Annotated in this window: 15 protein-coding genes; 12 read left to right on the top strand and 3 right to left on the bottom strand. The window is 63.8% G+C overall.

Going from position 1 to position 18,190, the window contains the following annotated elements; translation table 11 throughout:
* Positions 1–109: 109 nt before the first annotated feature.
* On the top strand, positions 110–2,557 hold the full coding sequence (locus V7116_RS11925; protein ID WP_324392153.1) for a GH36-type glycosyl hydrolase domain-containing protein: 2,448 nt from the start codon (positions 110–112) through the stop codon (positions 2,555–2,557).
* A 321-nt stretch (positions 2,558–2,878) separates the two neighbouring features.
* Positions 2,879–4,051: a flavin-containing monooxygenase gene (locus V7116_RS11930; RefSeq protein ID WP_324392154.1), complete on the top strand. Its 1,173-nt coding sequence runs from the start codon at positions 2,879–2,881 to the stop codon at positions 4,049–4,051.
* Between the two features lie 76 nt (positions 4,052–4,127).
* Here the strand turns inward: V7116_RS11930 and uvsE are convergent, their stop codons facing one another.
* Positions 4,128–5,021 (bottom strand): UV DNA damage repair endonuclease UvsE, encoded by an 894-nt coding sequence (uvsE, locus tag V7116_RS11935; protein WP_324392155.1) that lies wholly within the window; start codon positions 5,019–5,021, stop codon positions 4,128–4,130.
* 374 nt (positions 5,022–5,395) lie between these two features.
* On the bottom strand, positions 5,396–6,685 hold the full coding sequence (locus tag V7116_RS11940) for a matrixin family metalloprotease (RefSeq protein ID WP_324392156.1): 1,290 nt from the start codon (positions 6,683–6,685) through the stop codon (positions 5,396–5,398).
* A 304-nt stretch (positions 6,686–6,989) separates the two neighbouring features.
* Here V7116_RS11940 and V7116_RS11945 point away from each other — a divergent pair, with 304 nt between their 5' ends.
* The 8 genes from V7116_RS11945 (at position 6,990) to V7116_RS11980 (ending at position 15,680) form a co-directional block, all read left to right on the top strand.
* Entirely contained in the window at positions 6,990–7,808 is an 819-nt protein-coding gene (locus V7116_RS11945) for an MBL fold metallo-hydrolase (RefSeq protein ID WP_324392157.1), read from the top strand.
* Between the two features lie 16 nt (positions 7,809–7,824).
* Complete coding sequence (locus V7116_RS11950) at positions 7,825–8,577, top strand: Mut7-C RNAse domain-containing protein (protein WP_324392158.1); 753 nt, start codon at positions 7,825–7,827, stop codon at positions 8,575–8,577.
* Positions 8,578–8,702: 125 nt separating this feature from the next.
* Positions 8,703–9,230 carry a DUF2867 domain-containing protein gene (locus V7116_RS11955; RefSeq protein WP_324392159.1) on the top strand — a complete coding sequence of 176 codons (528 nt, stop codon included), beginning with the start codon at positions 8,703–8,705 and terminating at the stop codon, positions 9,228–9,230.
* Between the two features lie 177 nt (positions 9,231–9,407).
* A complete protein-coding gene (locus tag V7116_RS11960) occupies positions 9,408–9,608 on the top strand; it encodes a hypothetical protein (RefSeq protein WP_324392160.1) in 201 nt (66 codons plus the stop codon).
* A gap of 33 nt (positions 9,609–9,641) precedes the next feature.
* Complete coding sequence (locus tag V7116_RS11965; protein WP_119069490.1) at positions 9,642–10,580, top strand: phytoene/squalene synthase family protein; 939 nt, start codon at positions 9,642–9,644, stop codon at positions 10,578–10,580.
* A gap of 18 nt (positions 10,581–10,598) precedes the next feature.
* Entirely contained in the window at positions 10,599–11,774 is a 1,176-nt protein-coding gene (locus V7116_RS11970; protein WP_324392161.1) for a lycopene cyclase family protein, read from the top strand.
* 222 nt (positions 11,775–11,996) lie between these two features.
* Entirely contained in the window at positions 11,997–13,532 is a 1,536-nt protein-coding gene (locus V7116_RS11975; RefSeq protein WP_324392162.1) for a phytoene desaturase family protein, read from the top strand.
* Between the two features lie 147 nt (positions 13,533–13,679).
* Entirely contained in the window at positions 13,680–15,680 is a 2,001-nt protein-coding gene (locus V7116_RS11980) for a WD40 repeat domain-containing protein (protein ID WP_324392163.1), read from the top strand.
* Positions 15,681–15,815: 135 nt separating this feature from the next.
* Here V7116_RS11980 and rbsK read toward each other — a convergent pair whose 3' ends face one another.
* Positions 15,816–16,730: a ribokinase gene (rbsK, locus tag V7116_RS11985; protein WP_324392164.1), complete on the bottom strand. Its 915-nt coding sequence runs from the start codon at positions 16,728–16,730 to the stop codon at positions 15,816–15,818.
* Between the two features lie 167 nt (positions 16,731–16,897).
* Here rbsK and panB point away from each other — a divergent pair, with 167 nt between their 5' ends.
* Both panB and V7116_RS11995 read left to right on the top strand, forming a co-directional pair.
* The gene (gene panB, locus V7116_RS11990) at positions 16,898–17,755 is read left to right on the top strand and encodes a 3-methyl-2-oxobutanoate hydroxymethyltransferase (protein ID WP_324392165.1); all 858 of its coding nucleotides are present in this window, start codon (positions 16,898–16,900) and stop codon (positions 17,753–17,755) included.
* Between the two features lie 6 nt (positions 17,756–17,761).
* Positions 17,762–18,190 (top strand): ketopantoate reductase family protein (locus V7116_RS11995; RefSeq protein ID WP_324392166.1); only part of this gene is annotated, 429 nt, incomplete at its 3' end.

The following is an 18,190-nucleotide window of genomic DNA, read 5'->3' on the forward strand; positions in this document are numbered from 1 at the left end:
GGGGTGGCAGTCAGGCGGACGCCTGCCCGTACGATTCGAGCAATCCCGGCGGCTTTAAATCCCCGGTGGACTGCGCCACAGCTTACTACGACATTCGGAGATTGGACCTATGCGCTACGGCTCATTTGACGATGTGCGCCGCGAGTATGTGATCACGCGGCCCGACACACCTTTGCCCTGGATCAACTATCTGGGCAGTGAAGCTTTCTTCGGCCTCATCTCGAACACCGCGGGCGGTTATGCCTTTTACCGCGACGCACGCCTGCGCCGCCTGACACGCTACCGCTACAACAACGCCCCGCTCGACAACGGCGGGCGCTACCTGTACCTGCGCGACAACGCCAGCGGCGCGTACTGGTCGCCGTCGTGGATGCCCACCCGCACCGAGCTGGACGATTACACCTGCCGTCATGGCCTGGGCTACACCATCATCGCCTCGACCTACCAGGGCATCCACGCGGAAACGCGCTACTTCGTGCCGATGGGCGCGGACCTGGAGATCTGGCAGGCGACGATCACCAACCAGCGCGCCGAACCGGCCTCGCTGTCGCTGTTCGGCACGGTCGAGTTCTGCCTGTGGGACGCCTACGACGACATGACCAATTTCCAGCGCAACTTCAACACCGGTCAGGTCGAGATCGAAGACGGCGCGATTTACCACAAGACCGAATACCGAGAGCGGCGCGATCACTTCGCGTACTTCGCGTGCAGCGCGCCCGCGGCGGCCTACGACACGCAGCGCGAGGCATTCCTGGGCGCCTATCGCGGCTGGGACGCGCCGCTGGCCGTCGAGCGCGGCGCGTGCACCGGTTCCGTGGCGCACGGCTGGGCCCCCATCGCCGCGCAGCAGGTGAAGCTGGAGCTTGCGCCCGGCGAATCGCGCACGGTGATCTTCCTGCTGGGCTACGGCGAAAATCCGCAAGCCGAGAAGTTCGACCCGCCGGATTCGCAGATGGTCAACAAGCAGCGCGTGCGCCCCGTCATCGCGCGTTACCTCGATCCGGCCCAGGCGGACGCCGCCTTCGAGGATCTGCGCCGCTACTGGGAAGGGCAGCTCGCGGGCCTGCAAGTTTCCACGCCCGACGAGCATACCAACCGCATGGTCAACATCTGGAACGCCTACCAGTGCATGGTGACATTCAACCTGTCGCGCTCGGCCTCTTACTTTGAATCCGGCGTGGGGCGCGGCATGGGCTTCCGCGATTCGGCGCAAGACCTGCTCGCTTTCGTGCAAATGGACCCGCTCCGCGCCCGCGAGCGCCTGCTCGATCTGGCCGCGACGCAGTTGGAGACGGGCGGCGCGTACCACCAATACCAACCGCTGACGAAAAAGGGCAACGACGCGGTGGGCAGCAACTTCAACGACGATCCGCTGTGGCTAGTGCTGGCGGCGGCGGCGTACGTCAAGGAGTCGGGCGACTGGACGATTCTGGACGCGTCCGTCCCCTACGAAAACCGCCCCGGCACGGAACAGCCGTTTTACGAGCACTTGCAGCGCAGCCTGCAATACACGTTGGACCGCCTCGGCCCGCACGGCCTGCCGCTGATCGGGCGCGCAGACTGGAACGACTGCCTGAACCTGAACACGTTCTCCGACACGCCCGGTGAGAGCTTCCAGACGACCACCAACAAGGATGGTGCGGTAGCCGAGTCGGTGCTGATCGGCGGGATGTTCGTGCAGGCCGCCGAAGAAATGGCCGATCTCGCCGCACGCTGCGAAAACGAGGAGGACGCCGGGCGCTATCGTGCCGCCGCGCGGCAGATCGAAGCCGCCGTGCGCGAACATGGGTGGGACGGCGCGTGGTTCCTGCGTGCCTACGACGCCCTGGGCGACAAGGTCGGCTCGCACGAGTGTGCCGAAGGGCAGATTTACGTCGAGCCGCAGGGCCTCTGCGTCCTGGCCGGGATCGGCGTCGAGGATGGGCTGGCCGAGCGCGCGCTGGATTCGGTCGCGGAGCGGCTCGCCACGCCCCACGGCGTCCTGCTGCATCAACCGGCCTATACGCGCTACTACCTCAATCTGGGCGAAATCTCGTCGTACCCGCCCGGCTACAAGGAAAACGCCAGCGTCTTCTGCCACACGAACCCGTGGATTATGATCGCTGAAGCGATGATCGGGCGCGGCGACCGCGCGTTCGACTACTATTCGCGCATCTGCCCCTCCGCGCGGGAGGTGATCAGCGACGTGCACCGCAGCGAGCCGTACGTCTACGCGCAAACCATTGCCGGGCGCGACGCACCGACCTTTGGCGAGGCGAAAAACTCATGGCTGACCGGCACGGCGGCCTGGAACTACGTCGCCATCACCGAGTGGATTCTGGGCATCCGCGCCACGCATGAGGGATTGCGCGTCTCGCCGGTCGTCCCGGAAACGTGGTCCGCCTTCACCGCCACGCGCACGTTCCGGGGCACGCCCTATCACATCGCCGTAACGCGTAAGGGACCGGGCAATGCGCTGGCGCTGACGGTGAACGGCGAGCCGATCGAGGGCACGATTGTGCCGCCCGCCGACGGCCCCGATCCAGTCACGGTCGAGGTGGCGCTGGGTGACGCATAAGCCCGCCCATTCCCCACATGCCTGCTCAAAACGCCCCGGTTCGCGGGGCGTTTTTGCTGCCTGCGGACGACCGGAATGCGCCTTTCCAGCACGCATTACTACGGAGGTGCCGCAGCAGGCGTGACGGCACAGCGTCTTACCCCCTATCTGGCCCTCGAAAAAACAGGAATATCAGCCCATGCGCCCCGTGCCATCCGACCCTTGCTCGCAAGCGGGCTTTGCGCGATCATGAAGGGACGTGGCGGACGGTCTCCGTGGGAAGCCGCCCGGCCACCTTTTGAAGCTCATAGAACTGCGGGCACGCAGGTAAGTTGGGACTCGATGGCTGAAGACGTTCTGGTGATTGGAGCTGGCCCCGGCGGGCTTGCCAGCGCCTACTTTTTAGAGCAGGCCGGTATCTCGTACCGCGTGATCGACCGCGCAGACGTGATCGCTTCGACCTGGAACGGCCTGTACCCGTCGCTGCGCCTGAACACGACGCGGTTTTATTCGCACCTGCCCGGCCAGCGTTTCCCGCTCAGTTTCGGCCTGTTCCCCACCGGGCGCGAGTTTCACACCTACCTGGAACGGTACGCCCGGTCGAACGGCTTCAACATCCACCTGGGCGTGGAAGTAATCCGCGTCTGCCCCGAAGAAGACGGCTGGCGCGTGATCACCAACCAGGGTCCGGCGTGGTATCGCGCGGTGATCTCTGCCACGGGGCGCTTTTGCAAACCGTGCGCGCCCACCTTCCCCGGCGAGGACGACTTCCGGGGCCAGATCCTGCACGCGTGCGACTACGTGGGGCCGGAACCGTTCGCGGGGAAGCGCGTGATGGTCGTGGGAAACGGGCCAAGCGGCGTAGACATCGCGGCGGAGTTGGGGCGTCATGCCTTGCGGCCCGTGCTGCTCTCGCAGCGGACCGGCGTCTACCTGCGCCCGCGCTACCCGTTGGGCCTGCCGATGCACATCTGGATGATGATCGCGGACATACTGCCGGATCGTCTCGGCCAGTCGCTGCTGGACCGGGTGAGCGCCGTAAAATTCGAGAACCTGGACGAGATCGGGCTGAAAGTGCCCAAGACGCCCGAAGATACGTCCGCAGCAGGCAGCACGCGCGGTTACGCGCTGATCGAGGCAGTCAAGGCGGGACGTGTGAAATCGGTCGATGCGCCGCAGCACTTCGAGCCGGACGCGGTCGTGCTCACCGACGGATCGCGGCAGGAGGTAGACGCCGTCATCATGGCGACCGGCTACCAGCCCGCGCTGTTCAATTACATGGACCTCGACGTGGACTGCAACCGCGACGGCTGGCCGGTGCGCGTGAATGAACATCTCGATGACGTTACCAGCGGCAGGCGCGAGGTGAAGGATTACCCCGGCCTGTACCTCGTCGGCACGTTTTACCAGGGCAAAGGCGCGCTGCATAACATGGGCATCGAGGCGCAGCAAGCCGTGCATGAGATCAAACAGCGGCTCGCCGCGACGCAGCCCGAAGCGGCAGGCGAGCGCTAACCGCTCCGGCATTCCCACATTAAAGTAAAAAGCGCGGCGACCGGATGGCCTGCCGTGCTTTTATTTTGCCTCTGAATCAAACCGCTTTCCCGCTGTACTGCGCCGCCAACACCGTTTGCAGCGCGGTGTCCTTTGCTTTGGCTTCCAGCATCAGGTCGAAGTCGCCGTAACGCCCGCACAGGTCGAGCATCGCGTGGAACTCGCCCGCGTCGGCAAATGCGGCATGTTTGCCGGGCCGCTCGCCGGGCGCCTGCGACGAAAAATGCACTTTCGGCACACCGTGTGCGCCGCCCCACGTCGCAAAGACGTGCGGCAGCAGCGCTTCCGGCGGCTGGGGCGAGGGATTCATGCGGTCGTGCAGGTTATCGAACACGACCGGCAGCCCGGTCCGCGCGGAGATCTCCAGCGCGTCCGCCAGCGTATAGTGCCGGTCGTCGTTTTCGACCACCAGCCGCCGCCGGATCGCATCCGGCAGGCGGTTGGCTTCCGCCGCGAAGCGCGCCAGCGCGGCGGGCTTGTCGCCGTAGACGCCGCCGACGTGCAGCACCAGTTTATGCTCGGCGGGCAGGCCGAGCGCGTCCAGAAAGCGAGCGGCATAGGCCAGCTCCGCCACCGATGCGCGGCGCACGTCGGGGTTGGGCGAGTTGATGATCGTGTACTGGCCGGGGTGCATCGAGAGGCGCATGTCGTGGCGCAGCGCAAAGCGCCCGATCGCCTGAAGCTGCGGGGCAAACTCCTGGTCCCAGGTCAGCGTGTTGACCGGGTGCGAGCCGAAGGGGATCACACCCGAGCCGATGCGGAACAGACCCCAGTCGTGCGCGCGGTTGTGCTCAAGGATCGTCATCAGCGCGGACAGGTTAGTCTCGATCAGCGCGCGCAGACGGTCGGGCGTGGCCGACGCGAGACGGCAGGTGCGGCTGGTCGTCACGCCGAGCAGGTCGGAGATGCAAGCGTAGCCAAAGCGAGTCATGAGTCGAGTGTCCTTAAACATGGACCGGGCGCAGTGGATCTATTGTGCTGGGTGGGCGTGAGATGGCTCTGTGCGGCACATGAAGGGCGGTTTAGAGGATATGAGGCACGCCGGGCGCATGGAGGCTGCTTCATAAGCGCCGGATGAGCGGGCCTCTAGCAGTGCGCCAGGCGGGAATTGAGGGACAAAACACAACCCGGTTGGCGGATGGGTTGTGTAGGGGCGTATTGCGATACGCCCCGGTGGGATTGGCGCACCTTAACCTTTAAATCCGGACAAAACCAGGGCGGGTTAGAAACCCGCCCCTACACCCCCCCGTTGGCGCTGCCGCTCTTGAGCCAATCGCTAACGGCGAACTGCGGCGCGCCGCGTTGCTACTGCGCGACCATGGAGGTCGGGTAAACGACCACCTCGGTATCGTCCGCCACGACGACGAAATACAGATCCAGCTCGTTGCCGAAGCAGTCCCCCACGGTGATGTCGTACGCATCGGGCGCGACTTCCCACCACGCGTACAAACCCGAGGCGAGGCTGGTCACGCCTGCGCTGGGCAGCCAGTCATCGCCCCAGTCGTCGCTGCTCGACGGGCTGATCCACACCCCGCACAGATCCGTGCCGCTGGCGTTGGTGATCGTCAGCACGGGCATGGTGTCGCCGGGCGAAATGCTCGGCGTGTCCGGCCCGGAGCCGTTGCGGTAGGCGCGCAGGCGGTACGAGCCGGAGGTCGTGCCGTTTTCCAGGTCGTAGCGCGTCGCCACCACCATATACAGATCGGTAGTCGGGAAGGTGTAGGTGATCGTCGCATCCGTGCCGCCCAGACTGTCATCGTCCTCGGCCAGCACAACCCCGCCATTCGGCGTCATCAGGCCCAGGTACGCGTCCAGATCGCCGCTCAGCGCTTCCATCGTAAAGGTGATCGTCTCGTTGGCTCGGGCGTCGATCGTCCACAGCTCGTAATACGTCCAGTCGCTGATCTGCCCCTCGATCTCGTCCACGGCGGCGGTATCGTCCGGCAGCGAATTGGGCGTCACCGGGACGATCACCGTCGGACCGTCGCCCATCTCCGCGCCGTATAACTGCTGCGCCCCCGCGATGTCATCCGGCCCCAGCGAGATGTGATCGGTCAGGTACGGGAACATGATCGCGTTGGGATCGTCAGTGTGGTCCAGCCCGATGGCGTGCCCGATCTCGTGCAGCGCCGTCGCGTAAAGGTCGCTTTCGCTGCCGACCGCCCAATATTCCGCGTCGTCAAAATACATGTCGCCGCCATAGCTGGGGAAGTAGGTGTATGCCAGCACGCCGCCCGGCTTGCCGAATCCGTCGCCCACCTGCGACCACTCGATCTCGATGTCGGCCCGCGCAGCGCTCGAAGCCTCGCTGAAGCTCAGCGCGATGATGCCATCCCAGGTCGCAAACGCCTGCCGCACGAGACTTTGCGCCGTCGCGCAGTCGAGCGTGGAAGGGCAGTTGTGGAAATAGTAGGTGATATCCGTTTTATCCCAGCGATCCACCAGCGAATACCGGCTCGAACCGGTTTCGCCGGGCAGCGGGTAGGTGTCGATGGGCGTGGGCTTGTCGTCGCCGGACTGGGCGAAAGCGGGCAGCGGGAACAGCAAGGTGACGATCAGCAGAATGCCGAGGACGGACGAACTCACTTTGGTCATGGCCGGAACCCTTTCCGCGAACTTATCCTTCGTTTCGAAACAGCCGGGGCCAGCAGATCGCCCGCGCTGTGGAGGCATCGCTAACAGGTCTGAACCGGTCGATAGCGCGCCAGCTTCACGACGCTGAAACCAGTATCGCGCCCCGCCGTGACCGCAGCGTGACTGCCGGAAATCCGGCCCTGAGCCAGCCTTACCCACTCGTGACGGAGAAACATTATGATATGCATAGATGCTCACACGCACGGGCTGCCAGACGTCACCGCACGCCAGCGGGTGACCGGACAGTCTGAAACAGGAGAGGGACATGGCTTACTACGTTTGCGCAACCTGCGGTACGCAGTTCCCCGACAGCGACGCGCCGCCGGTAGAGTGCCCGATCTGCCAGGATCAGCGGCAGTATGTCGGGGCGGGCGGGCAGCAGTGGACCACGCTGGACGCGCTGAAGGCCAAACATCACAACCACATCGCGCCGGAGGAACCGGACCTCTACGGCATCGGCATGGAACCGGGCTTCGCCATCAACCAGCGCGCGCTGCTCATCCACAGGCCGGAGGGCAACATCCTGTGGGACTGCATCACCGTGCTGGACGACATGGCGATCATGACGATCAATGCCCTGGGCGGCATCAAAGCCATTGCCATCTCGCACCCGCACTACTATTCCGCGATGATCGAGTGGAGCCATACCTTCAACGCGCCGATCTACCTGCACGCAGCCGATCAGCAGTGGGTGATGCGCCCCGATCCGGCAATCCGGTTCTGGGACGGCGATACCTGCCCGCTGGGTGACGGGATCACGCTGGTGCGCTGCGGTGGGCACTACGCGGGCGGCACGGTGCTGCACTGGGAAGTGGGCGCGGAGGGGCGCGGCGTGCTGCTGACCGGGGACATCATCAACGTCGTGTCGGACCGGCGCTACGTCAGCTTCATGTACAGCTTCCCCAACCTGATCCCGCTCAACGCCCGCGCCGTGCGGCAGATTGTTGAAGCGGTCGAACCCTTCGAGTATGATCGCATTTACGGTGCGTGGTGGGGCCGCGTGGTCACGGACGACGCCAAAGAAGCGGTTCGCCGCTCGGCGGATCGATATATCCGGGCAATCGAAGACGGTCTGCCCGCGTAACAGGACAAAACCACTCATGGCAAAGGCAACCATCCGGTTTTATGCGGACCTGAACTTTTTTCTCCCCCAAAACCGGCGGCAGGTTGCCTTTACCCTCCCCTTTGCGGCGCACCAATCGGTCAAAGACCTGATCGAGTCGCTCGGCGTACCGCACACCGAGGTCGAGCTGATCCTGGTCAACGGCGAGCCGGTCGATTTCAGCGCCCTGCTGAACGACGGCGACCGGATCAGCGTGTATCCCACGTTTGAAGCGCTCGACGTGACGCCGCTGCTGCGCGCCCGCTTCGATGCGCAGCACCGCCCCGGCTTCGTGCTCGACCAGCATCTCGGGCGGCTGGCGGCCTATCTGCGCGCACTGGGCTTCGACACGCTTTACCGCAACGACTACGACGATCCCGAACTGGCCGAAACGTCTGATCTGGAAGAACGCATTCTGCTCACGCGCGACCTGGGCCTGCTCAAGCGCCGCCGCGTCACGCACGGCTACTACGTGCGCTCGACCGATCCGCGCCAGCAGGTGTCCGAAGTGGTGCGCCGCTTCGACCTGTACCACCTGATCGAGCCGTTCCGCCGCTGCGTGCACTGCAATGCCCCGCTGGAATCGGTCGATAAGGCCGACGTGGCGGACCAGTTGGAACCGCGCACGCTCGAATATTACGACGAGTTCCAGCGCTGCACGGGCTGCGGGCGCGTGTATTGGAAAGGCTCGCACACAGTGCATATGCAGCAGCTCATCGACGACCTGCTGCGCGAGGGCCTCGCGGAGTAGCCCCGCCGCATACCATCTTTCGCGGCTATTTGTGATTTTTATCACTTAATACCCGATCCGGCACAACGCCGCCTCGACCGTCCCCGTATAGGTATGTGAGTGAACGACTTCTTGAGGAGGCAGTCATGGATCACGGAATCGAGTACGCTCACCAATTCCCCGCCCTCGCGGCATATATGGACGATGCCGATCACATCGACATCAAGCACATTGACGCGCGGTTGGATCTGCGCGCGTTCGTCGCCGCGACGATGTCCTACGAGCCGGGCTGGATGGTTGCGCTGTACCGCATACGCGAGCGTCTCGTGCGGGTGTTGGGCATTCCGTCCGACGGCGTGCCGATCGGCCAGGGACAGACCCGCCCGGAGGATCTGGTCTTCGCGCCGGGCGGCAAGGTGTCGTTCTTCAATACGCTGGCGGCGGAAGAGGATCGCTTCTGGCTGGGCGCCGTCGATGATACGCACCTGAGCGCCGGGGCGGCCATCGTCGCGGAGCCGCTGGGTGAGGGCGTCAACCGCTTCTACACCATAACCGTCGTGCATTATCACAACCAGCGCGGGCGGGTCTATTTCAACATCATCCGGCCCTTCCACCATCTCGTCGTGTATACCTCGATGCGCAGCGCCATCCGACGCAGCCACGCCGCCGCCTAAGCGCGCGATCCGGTCCATGCTCCCAAAGCCCTATGCCGCGCATGGGGCTTTTTCGTGCCTGTTCGCCTCACGAGTTACTCAGATTTGTGATTTTTATCACTTCTTTATCGATCCCGGCGCAACGTGACATTTGCCCACTTCGTAATAAGGAGTAGTTGACCTTTGAGGAGGGACACCATGGAAACAACCACCATCACCGACCAGGACCGCGAACTCGCCAAGCGATGCGTGAACTGCCCCGTCTGCCGCCGCGCGCGTGACAAGCAGAAGGGCGTCGCCTATTTCTTCGTGAAGAACATCGAAGGCAGCTTCTGCCCGGCCTGCCAGGCCTACGAAAAAGTCTACGGGCGCAAGGCGCACAAAGCGCTCAAATCGTAAAGTCCGCCATCCGACCGCTGCGGGGAGCACATCATGAACGCCCTTCACGTGACAACCTGGGAATACAACCTGCTGGCGCTGGCCTCCGACGTACGGGCCATCACCGCCGCCCCCGCCGGGTTGGACGTGGACCCCACGCTGTTGGAGAACGCCTACGCGCACTGTGAGGCCCTGACCGCCGAGCACAGCCGGTCGTTTTCGCTGGCCTCACGCTGGATGTCCGGCGATAAGCGCCGCGCAGTGCGCGCACTCTACGCCTTCTGCCGCACCACCGACGACCTCGTAGATCACGCCCAGGGCGACGCGGCGGGGGCGTTGGTCGCGTGGCGCGAGCGGGCGCTCTCGCCCGAGCCGACGCTGGACGATCCGGTCGCGCTGGCCTGGGCTGACGCGCGCCTGCGCTATCACATCCCGCTGCACTTCGCGGAACAGCTCATCGACGGTGTGGCGCGCGACCTTCAGCAGTCGCGCTACGACACCTTCGCGGAGCTGGCGGCCTATTCGTACGGCGTCGCCTCGACGGTCGGGCTGATGAGTATGCACATCATCGGCTTCGCGGGGTCGGCGGCGCTGCCCTACGCGATCAAGCTCGGCGTCGCGCTCCAGATCACCAACATCCTGCGCGACGTGGCCGAAGATTGGGACGCGGGGCGCGTCTATCTGCCACGCGAAGATCTGGCCGCGTTTGACCTGACGGATGATGACCTTGCGCGCGGGCAGGTGGACGATCGCTGGCGCGCGTTCATGCAGATGCAGATCGCGCGCAACCGCCGCCTGTACGCCGAAGCGGAGCCGGGCATCGCCCTGCTGAACCGCGACGGGCGTTTCGCGGTGGCCGCCGCGAGCGGCCTCTATCGCGCCATCCTGCGCGACATCGAAGCGCACGACTACGACGTTTTCTCCCGTCGCGCCCACGTGGGCACGCTGGGTAAGCTGGTACGCCTGCCGGGCATCTGGCAGCACAGCCGCTAGCACGAAGGACCGACGATCATGCAGCAGCGTTACGACATCATCATCGCGGGCGGCGGGGTGGCCGGGCTGAGTCTGGCCTACGCGCTGACGCAAAGCCCGCTGCGCGATCGCTCGATCCTGATCGTGGAGCGCAGCATCGCGCAGACCGCCAACCGCACCTTGAGCTATTGGGCGGACCGTCCCACGCCGTTCGACGCCATCGCCGCGCGCAGTTGGGACCGCCTGCAAATGATCCACGAGGATGGCAGCGCGCAGGCCATCGGCCTGGACGAGTACCGCTACCACACGGTGCGCGGCGAGGATTTTGTCGCCTTCGTGCACCAGGCGATCGCGGCCTGCCCGCATGCGGAGATCGTGACGGGCACGGTCGAGGCCATCGAGGACGGCGCGCACGGCGCAGCGGTGACGATCGACGGGCAGCGCGTGCAGGCGACGTGGGCCTTCGACAGCCGTTTCCGTCCCAGTGACTGCGACCCGGATGGCACGGCCCGCACGCTGTACCAGCACTTCAAGGGCTGGGAGATCGAAACGGCGGAACCCGTCTTCGATCCCGGCGTGGCGACGCTGTTCGACTGCCGCCTGCCGCAGCGCGGCGAGTGGCGCTTCTTCTATGTGCTGCCCTACACCGAACGGCGCGCGCTGGTCGAGGTGGTGGCGCTCAGCCGTGACGGGTTCGACATGCTGCTGCGCGGCTACATCGAGCGCACGCTGGGCATCAGCCAGTACCGCGTGCTGGCGAAAGAAGCCGGGGTCACGCCGCTGAGCGACTGGCGCTTCCCGCGCCGCGCCGGGCGGCACGTCATGACCATCGGCGTGCGCGGCGGGCAGGTGAAGCCCTCATCGGGTTACGCCTTCCAGCGCATTCAGGACGACTCGGCGGCGATCGTGCGCGCGCTGCTGCACGACGAGGATCCGTTCGGCGTGCGCGAAAGTCGCTGGTTCCCGCGCCTGTGCGACGCGGGCACGCTGCGCGTCATGGACCAACGCGGTGAGTGGCTGAATCCGCTGATGGCCGGGCTCTTCGCGCAGAACCCGCCCGATCGCATCCTGCGCTTTCTGGACGAGCGCGCGGGCTGGATCGAGCGGCTGGCCGTCGGCGCGTCGGTGCTGTCGGTGCTGGTGCGGCAGGCGCTCACGCCGCGTCCCGCCGTGCCGCAGCCTCGCCCGGATTGGTGCCGCACGACGAGCCAGTAACACGCCATGTTTCGTAGGGGCATATCGCATGCGCCCACAGACCCGACCGCACCCGTAGGGGCAATTCATGAATTGCCCCGTCGCAGACCGCTGGGTATCCGTTTTTCTCCCCTCTCCAATCAAGTTGGAGAGGGGTCGGGGGTGAGGTGATTTGCGCCCCTGCCCGGCCCAACGACCAGACATTAAAAACCAATCACGAGCACGATCAGGAGCAAGCACATCATGGGGCGTTCACATTCAACCGCACTCGTCATCGGCGCAGGCATAGGCGGCATCGCGGCAGCGGCACGGCTGGCGCAGCAGGGCTATAGCGTCACCGTGCTCGAAAAGAACGCCACCCCCGGCGGACGGTGCAGCCGCATCATGCACGACGGCCACCGCTTCGACGTCGGCGCGACGCTGTTCCTGATGCCGGAAGTCTTCGCGGAGACGTTCGCGGCGCTCGGCGAGCGCATGGAAGATCACCTCGATCTACGGCGCATCGACCCGACTTACCGCATCCACTTCCACGACGACACGACCCTGGCGCTGACCGCCGATCTGCCCGCGATGCAGGCGCAGGTCGAGGCGTTGGAGCCGGGCAGCTTCGGCGGGCTGCTGCGTTATCTGGCCGAGGGCGAGCGCCACTACCGTCTCGCGCTCGAAAAGTTCGTAGGGCGCAACTTCACCCACGCCGTGCAGTATTTCAATCCCGCCAATCTAAAGCTGATCTGGCAGATGAAGCCGCTCGCCAAGCATTACAACCACATCGGGAGCTTCTTCAAACATCCGTACCTGAAGGCAGCGTTCACCTTCCAGAACATGTACCTGGGCCTCAGCCCGTTTGACGCCCCGGCAACGTACTCGCTGCTGCAGTACACCGAGCTGGGCAACGGCGTGTGGTTCCCCATCGGCGGCATGTATGCCGTGATCGAACGCCTGGAAAGCATCGCCCGCTCGAAGGGCGTGCGCTTCATCTACAATGCGCCGGTGACCCGCATCGAGACGGACGGATCGCGCGCGACGGGCGTCACGCTGGTCGACGGATCGCGCCTGGAAGCGGACGTGATCGTCGCCAACGCCGATCTGCCGACTGTGTACCGCAATATGCTACCGGACGCGCGCGCCGCGCAGAAGCTCGACCGCAAGCAGTACACCTGCTCAGCGATCATGTTCTACTGGGGTGTCGATAAGCGTTACGATCAGTTCGGGCTGCACAATATCTATCTGGCGGAGGACTATCGGGGCAGCTTCGACCAGATCTTCAAGCAGCGCGGCCTGCCCGACGAGCCGAGCTTCTACATCCACGCGCCCGCGCATATCGATCCGGGCGCCGCTCCGGAAGGCCAGGATACGCTGTTCGGGCTGGTCCCGGTGGGCCACCTGGACGCCGCGCACCCGCAGGACTGGGACGCGCTGCGCGACCGCGCCCGCGAGGCGATCTTCGCGCGGCTGGCGCAGGACGGCATCACCGATCTGGCGCAGCACATCAAGTTCGAGCTGACGTGTTCCCCGGTCGAGTGGGAGCAGAATTACGGGCTGGCGAAGGGCGCGACGTTCGGCCTCAGCCATACGCTGTTCCAGGTGGGCTATCTGCGCCCGCACAACCGCCACGCCCGCTACCGCAACCTGTACTTCTGCGGATCGAGCACGCACCCCGGCGCGGGTGTGCCGATGGCGCTGCTCTCGGCGCGGCTGGTGTCGGAACGCATCGCGCAGGAGATCCGCGCACCTCACGCCATCCGGCGCACGGCGACGGTTCCGGCGGTCAGTGGGTGAGCACCGCCGCTGACAACCGTAAGTAACACACAGGGGCAGCCCGTTGAGTGGGCTGCCCCTTCTCATTTCCCTAATTCGTGAAACAGACTGGCACAAGTATCTATTTGACCCGATACTTCGTGTCGTGAACAGGTTCTAGGAGGAAATATGCGACGTTTACTTATCCTGTGCATGGTCTTATCTTGCATTGCAATCGGGTCCCCTATCTCGGCACAAGGTGATCCGCAGCGGATCACGCCTGAAACTGTTGACCACCTGACGTCGCTTGCACACTTTGGACGCGGACAAGTAAGGGTAGCCGGCTGGACACCGGATAATTCTCGATTTGTGCTGGCAGGGATTCAGGGTCTTTGGTTCTATGATGCGCAAGACCTGGATGCAGACCCAAACCTGGTAGTACCTTTTCCCGGTTGGGTCTGGAACTTTGCCATTAGCCCGGATGGTCAAACAATAGCGATGGCTAACCCAAATGGCTCCCTATATACAGGCGAGTTCAATCCTGATGCCCAAGAAATCACAGATGTCACACTGCTAGAGGAGTCGGTAAGAGACTTTAGCTTCAGTGCGAACAGTGAATGGTTGGTCACCCTCACCAACACGGGGTTAACGGGTTGGCGGGTAAAAGGTGGGCACGACAATGAGCCGTTATTCGGACGTCTTGAGGGCGACCCGAATGATGCTTTAGCCAGCCTGTTCGGCCTTCAGGCGCTTGCGTTGAGTCCAGACAACTCGACGGTCGCTCTCTTGGTTGGGAGCAGTGTACGGATGATGGATTTGGATTCAGGCACAATACGTGTATTGCTTGATGTCCAGGCGAATCCCGAACTGGAAGAGTATTTAATGCCGGAAGATGTCGCCTTCAGTCCCTTGGGTGATTTATTGGCCATTACCTGGGCGGCGGGGCAACTGACGTTAGTCGATGCCGCGAGTGGTGCTATCGATCACGTCATCCAAACCCATGGAAATCTTCAGCAGGTGTCATTCAGCCCTGACGGGCAGATGGTAGCATGCGTATGGGCTTCCATGATAAGGGGCGGCGGATTTGCGGTTAAAGTGTGGAACAGCTCGACAGGCGATCTGGTTGCTACACTGGATTCAGCCAACCTCCCAGACTCGTTCGCCTTCAACCCAGATGGTACTCAGGTTGCAATCGTCGAAGGCTTTATCCCTCACGTATGGGATATCGCCACGCAAACCCAAATCGCACTGCCCGACGTACACAGCGGTCCGTTTTGGGCAGTAGCGGTACATCCTGAGGGAGACCAAATTGCTGTAGGCAGCCGGGATGGTATTGCGCGCATCTTTGATATTAAAGGCTTTACAGTGCTGCAGAAGTTTGATGGCAAAGCGGGGCCGGTTGTTGATGTGGCTTATAGTCCAGACGGCGCGTTGTTGGCTACTACGGCTGCTGACGGGAATGTGCGCCTATGGGATGTTGTTACAGGTGAACTGAACACAGTTTTGGAAGGTAGTGGCGCACAGGTAATCGGTATTGCTTTTGACTCTGCGGGAGAACTGTTGGCAGGCGGTGGAATAAATGCTACGCTCCGCCGCTGGGACGTTTCAACCGGTCAAGAAATCGACGTGCTCTGGCAGACGACCGCTCTAGAGGCGCTATTTGGTGTAGCATTTAGCCCTGACGGAAGCTTGCTGGCTGCAGGAAATACAAAAGTAAACGATCCGTCTGCTGCTCATGAGGTAAAGGTGTGGGACGTAAATACCGGCGCACAAACTACCTCGTTGATGCATCCGGGGGCAGTCAGCGGGCTGGTGTTTCATCCCACTCGTCCCCAATTGGCCATTAGTCACACGACCACTCTGACGGCAGATGTGTTGGGGTATCAGGAAAACGTGTTTAAGGATGCAAGGACTACCATCTGGTTATGGGATGCAGAATCCGGCAGCGAACAGATCTTCGCGCAACTGAGTGGGTCCGTTAGTGATTTGACATTTAGTCCCGACGGTAGGCTTCTGCTAGGCATTGAGGGAACACACCTCCATATTTGGGACTTTGAAAGCGGAAATGAATTGGCTGTGCGAGAGATCGCCCCTCCGATTGTCTTCACCGATATCGCGTTTGTGCCAGACGGAACTCTACTGATAACAACAAGTGATGATGGCATCATTCAATTGTGGGGCATCTCTTGAAACCGGCTGTCTGATTTTATCCGTGCATCAAGTCAGTAAGCGCCACAGTTGCCCACCATAAGCATGACACAGGGGCGGCCCGCTGGATGGGCCGCCCCTGGCATCACTTCGTGTTCAATAACTCCGAGTTAAATGCTACTTACTCTTCGCCAGCAGCGCATCGACCTCGTCACGGTGCGGCATACTGCGCGCCGTGCCGGGCCGCGTGCAGGCCAGCGCCGCCGTCGCGTTGCCGAACGCCAACGCGTCGCGCAACTCTAGACCCTCCGCCAGCGCGACAGCCATGCCCGCGTTGAACGCGTCGCCCGCGCCGGTCGTGTCCACCACATCCACCTTGAAGCTGGGGATCAGCGCCGAATCGGCCTTGCGCACGTACTGCACGCCCTTCGATCCCATCGTCACCACGACGGTTTGATCGTCGGTCGTCAGCAGCGACTGCGCCTGCGCGGTGAACTCGCCGCCGGGCATCTTGCTGAGCACTTCCAGTTCCGTCTCGTTCGGCGTGATGTAGTCCGCCAGGGCAACCACGTCCGGCGGCAGCGTTCCGGCGGGCGCGGGGTTGAGGATGGTGCGCAGACCCTTTTCCTTGCCGAGCTTGAGCGCGTAGGCCACCATGTCATAATTGATTTCCAACTGCGTAACCAGCACGTCCGCCTGCGCGATGATCTCGACAGCGGCGTCCAGGTCCGCCTTCTGGATCGCCTGATTCGCGCCCAACGCCACGACGATCACGTTCTCGCCGCTGTCTTCCACGAAAATCGGCGCAACGCCCGTCGCGTGATTGGGATCGCGCACGATGAAGTCGGTGTTGATGCCCTCATCCTGCCAGATCTTCAGGCCCATCTCGCCAAACACGTCCTGTCCGACGCGCCCGATAAAGGTCACGTCCGCACCCAGACGGGCAGCGGCCACCGCCTGATTGGATCCCTTGCCGCCGGGCCCGATCACGAATTCGCGGCCATAGACCGTCTCGCCGGGCCGGGGCATACGCTCCATATACGTCGTCAGGTCGGTGTTGAAGCTGCCGACAATCACTATTTTGGCTGCCATAGAAAATCCCTTTCTTCGGGTAAACAAAGTGCATCGAACCGGACGCGCCGCGCGCTCATTATAACCCAGGTGCGCGCGATCGAGCCGCGTTCAGGGGTGACAAATCCCGGCGCGGTGGATATGCTAAAGTGCCAGGGATGCAAACGCATCGAAAGGTGCCCAACGCGATGGACAAGGTCACGATTCACACCCTGCGGCAAATGAAAACACGCGGCGAGCCGATCTCGATGCTCACCGCCTACGACTACCCGACCGCGCTGCTGCTCGATCAGGCCGGGCTGGAAATGGCGCTGGTCGGGGATACGCTCGGCATGGTGGTGCACGGCTTCGAGACCACGCTGCCGGTGACGATGGACATGATGGTGCTGCACTGCCAGGCGGTGCGGCGCGGCCTGAAACGCGCGCTGCTGGTGGCCGACCTGCCGTTCATGAGCTACCAGATCAGCCCGGAGCAGGCTAAAGCCAACGCCGCGCGCCTACTGGCCGAAGGCGGCGCGGACGCGGTCAAGCTGGAAGGCGGGCAGACCGTCGCCGCGACTGTGCGGGGCCTGACCGAGACGGGCATCGCAGTGATGGGCCACGTCGGACTGACGCCGCAGAGTGTCAGTGCGATGGGTGGCTTCAAGGTGCAGGGCAAAACGCTCGAAGCGGCGCAGCGCGTGCTGGACGATGCGCGCGCGCTGGAAGCGGCGGGCGTCTTCGCCATCGTGCTGGAAGGCATCCCCGCGCCGCTGGCGGACATCATCACGCGCGCCGTGAGCGTGCCGACCATCGGCATCGGCGCGGGCGCGGGCTGCGACGGGCAGGTGCTCGTCACGCACGACCTGCTCGGCCTCTACGACCGCTTCGTGCCCTCGTTCGTCAAGCAGTACGCCGACCTCGCCGCCGCCATGCGCGGCGCGTTCGAGGCGTACCGCGACGACGTGCGGGCGCGGACCTTCCCCGCCGCCGAGCACGAATTTTCGCTCTCGGACGAGGTGCTTCGGGCGCTGCGCGCCCACCTCGATGCGCCGGAGACGGAGTAAACCGCCGTGCGCATAACGATTTTAGGCGTCGGGGCGCTGGGCTGCCTGTTCGGGGCGCGCCTCAGCCGCCACGCGGACGTCACGCTGATCGGCCACTGGCCGGAGCAGATCGACGCGCTGCGCGCCGGGCTGCGCTACATGCACCCGGACGGGCACGAGGACGTGATCCCGCTGGACGTGGCGTGCGGAACGGACGGTGTCGCGCCGTGCGACGCGGCCCTGATCCTGACCAAAGCCTCGCAGATCGAGACGTCCGCGCGCGAAGCGGTCCAGGTGCTCAAGCCGGGCGGCGTGGCGATCACGCTGCAAAACGGCCTGGGCAACCGCGATGAGCTGGCAGCAGCGGTCGGGGACGAGCGCGCCGCGCAGGGCGTCACGCTGCAAGCCGCGTCGCTGCGCGGGCCGGGGCTGATGGTCTACGGCGGCGAAGGGCCG

The sequence above is a fragment of the Aggregatilinea sp. genome (assembly GCF_036822615.1).
Taxonomy (GTDB): domain Bacteria; phylum Chloroflexota; class Anaerolineae; order Aggregatilineales; family Aggregatilineaceae; genus Aggregatilinea.